The following is a 12,456-nucleotide window of genomic DNA, read 5'->3' as shown; positions in this document are numbered from 1 at the left end:
CTCGGCCCTGTCCTTCGCCTCGCAGGGCGACCAGCAGGTCCTCCAGTTCCTCCGCTGATCGTCCAGCATCTCCACGCTTCGAAAGGGCGGCCTCCGGGCCGCCCTTTCTCGTTTGGGGCCCAACGGCGCGCTCCAAAGCGGCGGGGGAGGCCGCAAGGTTCGGTCAAGGATAACGGGGGGTGTCGAGACATGGTAAAAACTTCTGCCACGTATGCGCTTTGTTAACGATGTTGGTGCAACGTAATCCCGTCTTCGAGAACTGAAGGCCCTCCCAGGATGTGGAGGTTGCGTATCGACCACCCCTCAGAACCAGGGGTCCCTAGGAGAGGGCAGTATCCATGTCTGACATCACCATCTCGCGCGGCGTTCGCTCGAACCTCCTCGCGCTCCAGAACATTTCGTCCCTGCGCGAAACCATCCAGGGTCGCCTCGCTTCGGGCAAGAAGGTCAATTCTGCCCTCGACAATCCGACGAATTTCTTCACCGCTTCTGCCCTCAATGCCCGCGGTAACGATCTCGGTTCGCTGCTGGACGGCATGTCCAACGGCATCAAGACCCTGGAAGCCGCCGACAACGGCCTCAAGTCGATCACGAAGACGGTAGAGTCGCTGCAGTCGTCGATCCGCCAGGCCCGCCAGGACAAGTCCTGGAAGGGCGAGAGCTACGCTTTCACCGCAACTGCCGGCACGGGTGACATCGTCTTCACCGGCGGCGCCGTCGGCACCACCGCCGTCACGGTGGCGGTGACGGCCAATGCCTCGGTCGACGATGTCGTCGCGGCGATCAACGGCAATTCGTCGCTGACGTCCAAGGTTCGCGCCTCGAACGACAATGGCAAGCTGCGCATCGAGAATCTGTCGACGTCGGAGCTGACCGTCGCCGACACGGCCGTCGCGACCACCGGCACCGGTGGCACGATCGGCGGCAACACGGTTCGCGCCGACCTGGTCAAGCAGTTCAACGACCTGCGCCAGCAGCTCGACCGCACCGCGGAAGACGCCTCCTTCAACGGCATCAACCTGCTGCGCGGCGACGCGCTCGCCATCACCTTCAACGAGACCGGCTCGTCCTCGATCACCATCCAGTCGAAGAACGGTGAGCCGATCAACTCGACCAATCTGGGGATCGACGTTCAGGCCGCGTCCGTGGCTGACACCGATACCAGCCTCGATGCGATCCTCGGCACGCTGTCTTCGGCGATGAGCTCGCTGCGGTCGCAGTCCTCGGCCTTCGGTTCGAACCTCTCGGTGGTGCAGAATCGCCAGGACTTCACCAAGTCGATGATCAACACGCTGCGCGGCGGTGCGGACAACCTCACCCTCGCCGACCAGAACGAGGAAGGTGCCAACTTGCTCGCGCTCAACACCCGCGCCCAGCTCGCCACCTCGGCCCTGTCCTTCGCCTCGCAGGGCGACCAGCAGGTCCTCCAGTTCCTCCGCTGATCGTCCAGCATCTCCACGCTTCGAAAGGGCGGCCTCCGGGTCGCCCTTTCTCGTTTCGGGCGCGGCGTTAGAGCCGCATTAACCATCTTCGCGAAGAGTGCGGATTCGGTGGGCCCGCTGCGCGCGGCCCGCAGCGCCCGTCTGTGGAGATCATGATGGCCAGAGCCCTCGAATGGAGTCGTCCCCTCGACGAGCGGACGATTGGTCATGCGGTGGACTATGCCACGCGGTCCGCCGAGGCGGCGCTGACCCGCGGCGAAGCCTCGATCGCGGTGCGTATCGCCCGTCAACTCGGCCTCGCCCAACCCGGGATCGCCGCCCACCGCGAACTCCTCGACCGGGGGCTCGCGGCGCTGGACCAGGCGTCGGACTTCATCGCCCGCCACAGCGGCAGCAGCGATCCGGATATGGTGGATGCGGTGGCGGCGGCGCATCTCGCCCGCGGCGACCTGATGACCGCCAGCCAGCTCTGGCTGTCGCTGGCGAAGGCCGATTCCAGCCGTGCCGACGCCTTTCTCAGCTTCGCCTGGTGCATGGCCCGTGCCGGCAACAACGAGAGCGCCGAGACGATCATCGCCCATCTGTCGCGTCTGACCAGCCATCCGAAGATCGATGCGGTGAGCATGATGATCGCCATGGCGCGGGGGGATTTCGACGGGGCCCTGCTGCAGGCGCAGAAGGCTCTCGCAAGCGATGCGGAGGCCCATGTCTGGCTGCCGCTCGGCCCGGTCTTCCACAGCTCAAGTGTGGCGAACGAGGCCGCTTTCGTGCTCGGCATGCGGCTCGAGGATCTGAGCGCCCTGATTCACCTCTACGAGGTCGGGCAGCATGTCCAGGCGGGCCGGAACCGCGAGGCCGTGGCCGGGGCGGATGTCGCGCTTGCCCTCATTCCCGACGACCGCTGGGCTTCCATGTTCAAGATCATGGCGCTGATGGCGTCCGAGGACAAACTGGGCGCGGCCCAGGCTCAGGCGTCTCTCGCTGCCGCCACCGGCGCGAGACTGGACGTGCTGACGCGGCTGATCGACCTCCTCTTTGACGCCAGCGCCCACCAGCAGGTCGTCGATCTCGGCCGTATCGTACGCGACCGCCTGCCCGAACACAGCGCCCTCCTGTCGACGATCGCCCATGCGGCGTCGCATGTGGTGGAGATGGATCTCGCCGACGAGATCCTCGCCTCGCTGGAACCGCTCGGGGAGACCATCGTCAAGGCGGGGCTATCGCCCTTCATGGTGCTGGCGATGACCGACGACCCGGCGATCCAGCGGATCGCCTCGGAACGGCGCGGGCGCACCCTGCCGGGACCGACCGAGCCGCTGGACGTGCCGCTGCCGGTGCCGCCGGCGCGGGGCGAACGCCTGCGGATCGGTTACTATTCGAACGATTTCCACAATCACGCGACGCTGAAGCTGCTGACCGAAGCGCTGGAATGCACCGACCGCCATCGCTTCGAGGTCGTCGCCTATTCCTACGACGCCCATGCCGAGGATGCCGAGCGCGTCCGCCTGAAGGCCGCCGTCGACCGCTTCGAGGACGTGACGATGCTCACGGAAACCGAGACGGCCAGCCTGATCCGCCGCGACGGCATCCATGTCCTGGTCGATCTGAAGGGCTACACGGGGGGCTCGCGGCTCAGCCTCCTGAAATACCGCGCGGCGCCGATCCAGGTGAACTGGCTCGGCTATCCCGGCACCTACGGGCTGGCCGAGGCCGACTACATCATCGCCGACCCCTTCATTATCCCGGCGGAGACCGAGGGCGGCTATTCTGAAGCGGTGGCGCGGCTCCCGGACTGCTACCAGCCGAACCGGCGCAATCGCGAGGTCGTGGAGGCGCCGACACGCGAGATGGTGGGGCTGCCGGAGACGGGCTTCGTCTTCGCCTCGTTCAACCATATCTACAAGGTCGGCGGCACGCTCTTCGCCGTCTGGATGGACATCCTGAAGGGCGTGCCCGGGGCGGTGCTGTGGCTGCTGTCGAAGGACCCGGCGATCGGCGAGCGCCTCCGCGCGCGCGCGGAGGCTCATGGTGTCGACCCGACGCGGCTGGTCTTCGGGCCGGTGATGGACAATGAATATCACCTGGCGCGCTACAATCTGGTCGATCTCGCCCTCGACACCTATCCGGTCGGCTCGCACACGACGGCGAGCGATGCCCTTTGGATGGGCGCGCCGCTGCTGGCCCTGTCGGGTCGAAGCTTCGTCTCGCGCGTCTCAGGGAGCATCCTCAGGGCGGCGGGCATGGAGCAGCTCATCGCCACCAGCTTCGACGAGTACAAGGCCAAGGCCATCGCCCTCGGCAACGATCCGGGCACGGCGCAGGTCCTGCGCGAGACGCTGCTGCGGACCCGCCAGACCGTGCCGCTCTTCGCTCCCGACCGCTTCGCCGCCCATCTCGGCCTCGCCTACGAGACGATGGTCGACATCTGGCGCCGCGGCGAGGCCCCGAGAAGCTTCGACGTCCCGGCGACAGGCAGTGCGCCGGCGCGGTCAGTGGAAGTCGCGTGACTTCGGCAGGATCCTGACATCGCGCGGGTGGCGTCCGCCGCCACGCGGATATTGCGGCCTCGCCACCTCGTCGGCACGGGCGAGGCTCGTCCGCATCGGGTCATCAGAGAGCAATTGCAGATCGGCGGTGCGGTCGGCGATGTCCCCGGCCATCAGGTGGACGACGCCTTCCGGGCTCCGCTGTACGAGGCCGTCGACCACCAGCAGCCGCGCTCCCATGACGGCGCGGCGGAAGCGTTCCATGTGGCGGGCCCAGAGCACGACATTGGTGATGCCGGTCTCGTCCTCCAGCGTGATGAAGATGGCGTTCCCCTTGCCCGGCCGCTGGCGGATGAGGACGACGCCGGCGACACGGGCGCGGGCGCCGTTGCGGCCGGCCGCGATCTCGGCGCAGGTGACGATGCCCTCGGAGCGGAAACGCTCGCGCAGGAACTGCACGGGATGGGCCTTCAACGACAGCCGCGCCGTCTGGTAGTCGGCGACGACGTGTTCCGACAGCGGCATGGCGGGAAGCCGCGCATCGGCTTCCACGCCGAGTTCGCGGGCGTCGGCGGCGGCGAAGAGCGGCAGCGGCCGGTCGTCCGGCAGGCGCCGCACCGCCCAGAGCGCCTCGCGCCGGTCGAGGCCGATGGAGCGGAAGGCGTCGGCATCGGCGAGGATGTGGAGCGCCCGAACGGGAAGGACGCAGCGGCGGGCGAGGTCCTCGATGTCGACGAAGGGGCGGACGCGCACCGCGACCAGCCTTGCGGCCCAGGCCTCGTGGAAACCGTCCAGCTGGCGGAAGCCGAGGCGCAGGGCATGGCCGTCCCGGCCAAGTTCGAGGCTGTTGTCCCAGAGGCTGGCATTGACGTCGACGGCGCGGACCTCGACGTCGTGCTCGCGCGCGTCGCGGACGATCTGGGCCGGCGCGTAGAAGCCCATGGGCTGGGCGTTCAGGAGGGCGCAGGCGAAGATCGCGGGGTGGTGGCATTTGATCCAGGACGAGATGTAGACGAGCTTGGCGAAGGAGGCCGCATGGCTTTCGGGAAAGCCGTAGCTGCCGAAGCCCTTGATCTGGTCGAAGCAGCGCTGGGCGAAGGCGGGATCATAGCCGCGCGCCACCATGCGGCCCGTCATCAGCGTCTCGAACCGGCCGATCGTGCCGACATTGCGGAAGGTCGCCATGGCGCGGCGCAGGCCGTTGGCCTCGTCGGCGGTGAACTTCGCCGCCACCATGGCGAGGCGCATGGCCTGTTCCTGGAAGAGCGGCACGCCGCAGGTCTTGTTCAGCACCTGGTAGAGCTCGTCGGGCGCGCCATGGCCCGGCGCCGGCGAGGGATAGACGACGGGTTCGAGCCCGGCCCGCCGTTTCAGGTAGGGGTGGACCATGTCGCCCTCGATCGGTCCCGGGCGGACGATGGCGACCTGGATGACGAGGTCGTAGAGATTGCGCGGCTTGAGGCGCGGCAGCATGTTGATCTGCGCCCGGCTCTCGACCTGGAAGACCCCGATGGAATCGCCGCGACACAGCATGTCGTAGACCTCGCGGTCGTCGGGCGGCACGTTGAAGAGGTCGAGGTCCGGCCCGCCGGTCTCGCGCAGCAGGGCGAAGGCCTTGCGGATGCAGGTGAGCATGCCCAGTGCAAGGACATCGACCTTCATCAGGCCGAGCGCGTCGATGTCGTCCTTGTCCCATTCGATGAAGGTGCGGTCGGCCATGGCGGCGGGGCCGATGGGCACGGTCTCGTCGAGCCTTGCGCCGGTGAGGACGAAGCCGCCGACATGCTGGGAGAGGTGGCGCGGAAAGCCGATGAGGCGCTCGGCGAGGCCGACGGCGCGGCGGATCAGCGGATTGGCGGGATCGAGCCCGGCCTCGCGGACATAGTGGTCGCCGATGGCGGTGCCCCATGAGCCCCAGACCATGCCGGCGAGGCGGCCGGTGACGTCCTCGGTGAGGCCGAGGGCCTTGCCGACCTCGCGGATGGCGCTGCGCGGCCTGTAGCTGATGACGGTGGCGGCGATGCCGGCGCGCTCGCGCCCGTAGCGCGCATAGATGTGCTGAATGACCTCCTCGCGGCGCTCATGCTCGAAATCGACGTCGATGTCCGGCGGCTCGCGCCGTTCCGACGAGATGAAGCGGGCGAAGAGCAGGTCATGGTCGTTGGGGTCCACCGCGGTGATGCCGAGCACGTAGCAGACGGCGGAATTGGCGGCGGAGCCGCGGCCCTGGCAGAGGATGCCCTTGTCCTCGGCGACGCGGACGATGTCGACGATGGTGAGGAAGTAGCGGGCGTAGTCGAGGCTGGCGATGAGGGCGAGTTCCTCGGCGAGGAGCTTCTCGACTTTCGCCGGCACCTCGCCGCCATAGCGGTGGACGGCGCGCTCCCAGGTGATCTTCTCGAGCCAGCCCTGCGGCGTCCAGCCGGGCGGCACGGGCTCTTCCGGATATTCGTATTTCAGCTCGGCCAGCGAGAAATCCATGCGCGACAGCAGGTGCTGCGTCTCGGCGACGGCCTCCGGGCAATCGCGGAAGAGCCGTGCCATCTCGTGCCCCGGCTTCAGGTGGCGCTCGGCATTGGCGGCGAGGCGGAAGCCGGCCTCCTCGATGGTGACGCCCTCGCGGATGCAGGTGAGCACGTCCTGCAGGTCGCGCTGGGCGGGGTCGTGGTAGAGCACGTCGTTGACCGCGACGAGCGGCACGCCGGCTGCGCCGGCCAGGGCCTTGAGGCGGAAGAGGCGGCGGCGGTCCTCGCCGTTGCGCCCCATGGTGGCGCCGAGCCAGAGCTGGCCGGGCGCGGCCTCGGCGAGGGCGCGAAGCGGCGGCGCCAGGGCTGCATCGTCCTCGCCCGGCATCAGGATCAGCAGGAGGTCGCGGGTATCGGCAAGGAGATCGTCGAGGCTGAGGCGGCAGTCGCCCTTTCCGCCGCGCAGGTTGCCGGTGGTCAGAAGCCGGCAGAGCCGGCCCCAGCCGCGCCGGTTGGCCGGGTAGGCGATCACCTCGGGCGCGCCGTCGCAGAAGACGAAGCGGGTGCCGACGGCAAGCCGGAAGCGCTCTGCCGCTGCCCTGAACGCCGCTTGCGTGAAGCCGAGGGTGACGGCCTGGGGCATGTCGATCCAGACGAATTCGCCAGGGGAGGAGCCCTCCTTGACCTTGTCCGGGGGAATGAGGCCGTCGGTCCTGATCTCCTTCAGGAAGGCATGGGCGCGCACGACGCCGGCCACCGTGTTGCGGTCGGCGATGCCGATGCCGGAATGGCCCAGGGCGAGGGCCGTCAGCACCAGGTCGCGCGCATGGGAGGCGCCGCGCAGGAAGGAGAAATTCGAGTGGGTGGCGAGCTCTGCATAGGCCAGTTCTGAAGCGGCTGGTTCTGAATAAGTCATGGGCCCCTCAGGCGAAGAGCCCGTGGACGAACCAGCGCGGCGCGGTCGTCTCGGTGCCGTAGAGGCCCTGGCGGAAGACCCAGAAGCGGCGGCCCTCGCGGTCCTCGAGGCAGTAATAGTCACGCGTCAGGGCGCTCTCGCCGTCGCGCCACCATTCGGTGGCGATGCGCTCGGGGCCTTCGGCGCGGGCGATCTGGTGGGTGGTGCGGCGCCAGTGGAAGGTGGCCGGCGGCCCGTCCGGCACCTCGGCGAGGGTCTCGATGGGCTGCGGCGGGTCGAAGAGTTGGAGCGGACGGGTCAGAGGCCGGGCAGCGCGCATGACTGGCCAGGCCGCCGTCGCGCCGACGGCGATGGCGGGGCGCATGGCCTCGGCCCGTTCTGGAATGTGGGAGTGGCGGTCGACGAGGCGCACCACGCTGTCGCGCCCGAAGCGGGCGACCAGCCGGTCGATCAGGGCGACGGTCTCCCGGTCGGCTTCGCCGCGGCCGTCGAGCCGCGCCTGACGAGGCGCCAGCGCTTCGGTGCGCAGCACGGCGAGCCGGATCAGGTCGAAGCCGAACCCGGGGTCGGACGGGTCGTCGATAAGGTGCATCTTCTCGGCGAAGAGGCGGATGAGGGCCGCCCCGTCCCGCGTGGCCTCGCCCGTCTCCACCGCGATGCGGCGCACCACGCCGTCGGTGCGGAAGAAGCTCGCCTCGAACAGCCGTCCGCCCTCGCCGCGCTCTTCCATGGTGGTGCCCGCCGTGCCGAGGATCATGCCGAGCGCGCCGAGGAGGTCCTCGCGCCGGCCCACCGGCTCGGCGAAACGGCGTTCGACCATGCAGGTCGCCACCGCCCGGCGCGGCGTCAGGCGCGTGTCCTCGCGGCCGGTGACCCTTCGCAGCCGCGTCGCCAGTAACGCCCCGAAGCGGGCGACGAGGATGTCGCCGGGCCGGCAGCCGAGGTCGCCGATCGTCTTCAGCCCGGCGCGGGTGAGCGCCAGGACGGCGGCGGGATCGATGCCGAGCGCCATGACGGGCAGGGAGGCGACGGCCTCCGCCTCGGCGCCGGGAGGGACGCTGTCGCGGGTGGCGTAGCGGGCGAGGGCGGAGGCGGCTTCGGGCGTGCCGGCGACGGTGGCGCGCGCCGTCAGGCCGGCACCGGCGAGGCGCCGCAGGAGGTCCTTGTGCAGGGCCGCCTCGCCGCCGAAGAGATGGGCGCAGCCGGTGATGTCGAGGGTGAATCCCTCCGGCGGCTCCAGCGCGACGAGCGGCGTGTAGCGGTCGGCGGCATCGGCGAGGCGCTCCAGGAAATGCCGGTCGGCGTCCCGATCGTGCTCCATGGCCACCAGCGTGGGCAGGCAGGCGCGGGCATCGGCGAGCTTCTGTCCGGGGCAGAGGCCGAGCGAACGCGCCCGCGCATCGACAGCGGCGATGAGAAGGGCGCCGGCCACCTTCTCGGTGAGGACGAGCGGGGGGTCATCCGGCGCGCCGGAAGGGCAGGGCGGGAGCTTGCGGCGCAGCCGCTCGGTCGCCAGGAAGGGCATCCAGACGGCGAGGTAGCGCCGCCCGCTCGCGGAAACGGCGGTGTTCACGATCCCACTCCATGGGCCAGTCGCGGGGAGGAATGCCGGCCCGGTGGCGCAGCAGGGTGACGAGAAAGGCGGGCAGGCCGGGCAGGCCGGCCTCCGTTGCCGGGGAGGCCATGGCCCGCACCTGCCAGCGCGACAGGGCGGCGGAGGCGGCGGGTTCCGCATCGGTGCGGGTGACGATGACGGTGACGCCGCTCTCGGCGGCGGCCAGCGACAGGCGCCGGCTGGCGGTGAGGTCGAGGACCCTGGGTGCGCCCCATATCTCGGCGATGACGACTCCGACGGCGCCGCAGCGTGCCGCGTCGTGGGTCGCCTTCAGGACCGCCTCCGCATCCCGCGCCCTGACGAGGACAAGCCGGCCCGGATCGAGCCCGAGGGCGGCGATGCCGTGGCCGTAGGGGCGGCCGAATTCCTGATCGAGCATGCGTTGGCGGATCCAGACCACCGGCGCTGACGGCGCCGCCCGCAGCGCCAGGCCGAGGGCGAAGCCGGTGGCGGAAGGGCCATGGGCCGGGCTCGCGGCGAAGACCTCGTGCAGGGCTGCGCGGGCGAGCCCGCCGCCGAGCAGGGCGTCGAGCCCGGTCGGGCCGAGGGAGAAATGCGGCGACGCCGAAGGCATGGCCCCCCGCTCCAGACGCGCAAGGGTACCCTTCAGCGCCGCGAGGGCGTCGCGTCGCGCAGTCATAGTTGTTCCCGTTTCGTTCTTCATGAGAGGGAGTCTGGCCGGGAGAGTCAAGGCATTCCGACTCAACCCTGCGGCGAGGAAGCCGGCGGCGATGCAAGGCAGGCCCGCCGCCCGGCAGCGCCGGGCGGTTCGGTCAGGGCGCCGCCGGCGCGGCAACCGGCCGTCGCCGGCCTCGGTGCAGGCGGAACTCTGCGCTCACCGCGCGCATCTCGCTGGGCCGATCAGATCCTTGTGCGCCACCGTCACCCGGTTCAAAAAAGTGCCGACATGGTCCTGCGCCGCCTCAGATCAGGGCGGCGGCGGCATGGACTTCCGACGACGGCGGTCCTAGATTTCCGCCGGGCGATGCGATTGACCGCGGCGCCGTTTTTCGCCCGGGTCGCTCCTCGGTGCTGAAGAGGTGCGCAAAATGCCGCATACGCCGGGCTGTCTCCTTCCTGTAATTACCTTGATCTAGGGAACGGTATCGGGTTCCACTCCCCGCTCGCTTCCCGGTCCTCGCCGTGTCCGCGCCGCAACTGTCTCCCCCCAATGCATCGGTACGGAGCCGACGACTGTGACTGAACCGGACCTCGCCACGCGCCCGCAAGCTCATGCCGAGCCGAAGGGCGCCGATACAGTGCGACCGCCCGTTCGATGGGTCCGCATCTGTGCCATTCTCTCCGCCTATGCCCTGATCATCGTGCTCGGCCATTTCGCCGGCCGCTGGCTGCAGCAATATCTCGGCTTCGACCCGATGAACTTGCAGGATACGACTGCCCAGACCGTGTTGATCCTCGGGCTGATCCTGTTCATCGTCATGCTGGCGCTGCCCTTCGTTCCAGGAATCGAAGTCAGCCTCGCGCTCTTCGCCATCTTCGGGTCGGCGGTCGCACTGCCGATTTACTTCGCGACGATCGCAGCCTTTGTCATCTCCTATGCTGCGGGCCGTTTCGTGCCTCTCGCGAGCCTTGCGAGGTTTTTCGATTACATCGGACTTACGCCGGCCAGCGCCCTCGTCCAGCGGCTGGGCGCCATGTCGCCGCCCGAGCGGGTCGAGGCGCTGGTGGAGACCGCACCGAACAAGCTCGCGCGCGTCCTCGTCAACCACCGCGACCTCACGCTCATCGCCGCGTTGAACATGCCGGGCAATGCGCTGATCGGCGGCGGCGGCGGTATTGCCCTCGTCGCCGGCATGAGCGGAATGTTCAGGCCCGACCGCTATCTGATCGCAATTGCCATTGCCTCGCTTCCGATTCCCCTGCTCATGGTCGTCGCCGGGCATCTTCTGAAGTGAACGATGCCGCCGGTCGGCGCTGAAGACGGACCCGCCTTCAAGTCTGGTTCCATCGCCGGTATCGCTTCCGCCCGATTTTAGCCGGCGGGAGATGGCCGCGTCGACCTTGCGGACATGCCGTCGCAATGCCGGAAAACCCGGTCCAGGCTGCTGCCACTCTCCCCCTCCCGCCGGGGGCCGCGAGCCTCTATGTTCCGGGCCATGACGGACATCATTCAGGTTGCCAATCTCTCAAAGCGCTACGCTTCGGGCTTCCAGGCGCTCAGGAATGTCGACCTCGACATCCGGAGCGGCGAGATTTTCGCGCTTCTGGGACCGAACGGAGCGGGCAAGACGACGCTGATCTCCACCATCTGCGGCATCGTTCGGCCGACCGAAGGGACGGTCACGGTCGGCGGTCACGATATCGCGATGGACTACCGGGCCGCCCGTGGCATGATCGGCCTCGTGCCGCAGGAACTGACCACCGATTCTTTCGAATCGGTCTGGGCGACCGTGACCTTCTCCCGCGGCCTGTTCGGCAAGCCGCCCGATCCCGGGCTGATCACGCAGATCCTCAAGGACCTGTCGCTCTTCGACAAGAAGGACGCGAAGATCATGACGCTGTCCGGCGGCATGAAACGTCGCGTGATGATCGCCAAGGCCCTCTCCCACGAGCCGAGCGTGCTGTTTCTCGACGAACCCACGGCCGGGGTCGACGTCGAGCTCAGGCGCGACATGTGGCAGCTCGTCGGCCGGCTGCGCGAGCGCGGCGCGACCATCATCCTGACGACCCACTATATCGAGGAGGCCGAGGAGATGGCCGATCGCGTCGGCGTCATCTCGAAGGGCGAGATCATCCTGGTCGAGGACAAGGCCGCGCTGATGGCGAAGCTCGGCAAGAAGCAACTGACCGTCGATCTGCAGAACCGGATCGACGCGGTTCCCGCCGCGCTCGCCCCCTTCAACCTCAGCCTCGCTCCTGACGGCGGCGCGCTGGTCTATACCTACGACACGCAGGCCGACCGTACCGGCATAACCGCCCTTCTTCAGGCCCTGGCGGAAGCCGGGCTGCGGCTGAAAGACCTCCACACGCGGCAGAGCTCGCTTGAGGAGATCTTCGTCAACCTGGTGAGCGACCGATGAACCTCCAGGCGATGAAGGCCATCTACCTGTTCGAGATGGCGCGCACCTGGCGCACGCTCTGGCAGAGCATCGTCTCGCCCGTCATCTCCACCTCGCTCTATTTCGTGGTGTTCGGCGCGGCGATCGGCTCGCGCATGCAGGACATCGACGGCATCGCCTACGGCGCCTTCATCGTGCCAGGGCTGATCATGCTCTCGCTCCTGACCCAGAGCATTTCCAACGCCTCCTTCGGCATCTATTTCCCGCGCTTCACCGGGACGATCTACGAGGTGCTGTCGGCGCCGATATCGACCTTCGAGATCGTCGCCGGCTATGTCGGCGCGGCCGCGACGAAATCGGTCATCCTCGGTCTGATCATCCTCGCCACGGCAGCCCTGTTCGTGCCGCTGCGGATCGAGCACCCGCTGTGGATGCTGGCCTTCCTGGTGCTGACGGCGCTGTATGAGAGCTGGACCTTGCCCCTGGCGGTGGTGATGATCGTGCCCATGGGT

At 68.6% G+C, this 12,456-nt stretch carries 8 protein-coding genes; 5 read left to right on the top strand and 3 right to left on the bottom strand.

Translation table 11 applies throughout. The annotated features are described in order from the left end of the window. Positions 1-338 precede the first annotated feature (338 nt). Entirely contained in the window at positions 339-1,442 is a 1,104-nt protein-coding gene (locus Q8O26_RS17850) for a flagellin (protein WP_305578052.1), read from the top strand. 155 nt (positions 1,443-1,597) lie between these two features. Further along, a complete protein-coding gene (locus Q8O26_RS17845; protein WP_305578050.1) occupies positions 1,598-3,949 on the top strand; it encodes a hypothetical protein in 2,352 nt (783 codons plus the stop codon). Here the strand turns inward: Q8O26_RS17845 and Q8O26_RS17840 are convergent. From Q8O26_RS17840 to Q8O26_RS17830, 3 genes are read right to left on the bottom strand one after another with little or no spacing between them, the layout of a single operon-like run. Then, positions 3,932-7,309 (bottom strand): error-prone DNA polymerase, encoded by a 3,378-nt coding sequence (locus Q8O26_RS17840; RefSeq protein WP_305578048.1) that lies wholly within the window; start codon positions 7,307-7,309, stop codon positions 3,932-3,934. The genes Q8O26_RS17845 and Q8O26_RS17840 overlap by 18 nt on opposite strands. A 7-nt stretch (positions 7,310-7,316) precedes the next feature. After that, positions 7,317-8,882: a DNA polymerase Y family protein gene (locus Q8O26_RS17835; protein WP_371134600.1), complete on the bottom strand. Its 1,566-nt coding sequence runs from the start codon at positions 8,880-8,882 to the stop codon at positions 7,317-7,319. Further along, a complete protein-coding gene (locus Q8O26_RS17830; RefSeq protein ID WP_305578046.1) occupies positions 8,767-9,564 on the bottom strand; it encodes an ImuA family protein in 798 nt (265 codons plus the stop codon). Before Q8O26_RS17830 ends, Q8O26_RS17835 begins: the two co-directional genes overlap by 116 nt. A 556-nt stretch (positions 9,565-10,120) precedes the next feature. Between Q8O26_RS17830 and Q8O26_RS17825 the strand changes: the two genes are divergently transcribed. The 3 genes from Q8O26_RS17825 to Q8O26_RS17815 form a co-directional block, all read left to right on the top strand. Beyond that, entirely contained in the window at positions 10,121-10,840 is a 720-nt protein-coding gene (locus Q8O26_RS17825; protein ID WP_305578044.1) for a hypothetical protein, read from the top strand. A gap of 201 nt (positions 10,841-11,041) precedes the next feature. After that, positions 11,042-11,965, top strand: coding sequence for an ABC transporter ATP-binding protein (locus tag Q8O26_RS17820; RefSeq protein ID WP_305578042.1), 924 nt, complete (start codon positions 11,042-11,044; stop codon positions 11,963-11,965). Next, the coding region (locus tag Q8O26_RS17815) for an ABC transporter permease (RefSeq protein ID WP_305578040.1) at positions 11,962-12,456 on the top strand (495 nt) is incomplete at its 3' end. The genes Q8O26_RS17820 and Q8O26_RS17815, both read left to right, overlap by 4 nt.

This window comes from Phreatobacter sp. (assembly GCF_030691135.1).
GTDB lineage: Bacteria > Pseudomonadota > Alphaproteobacteria > Rhizobiales > Phreatobacteraceae > Phreatobacter.
The sequence above is the reverse complement of the archived record's forward strand: the minus strand, read 5'-3'. Positions and strand labels throughout refer to the sequence as shown.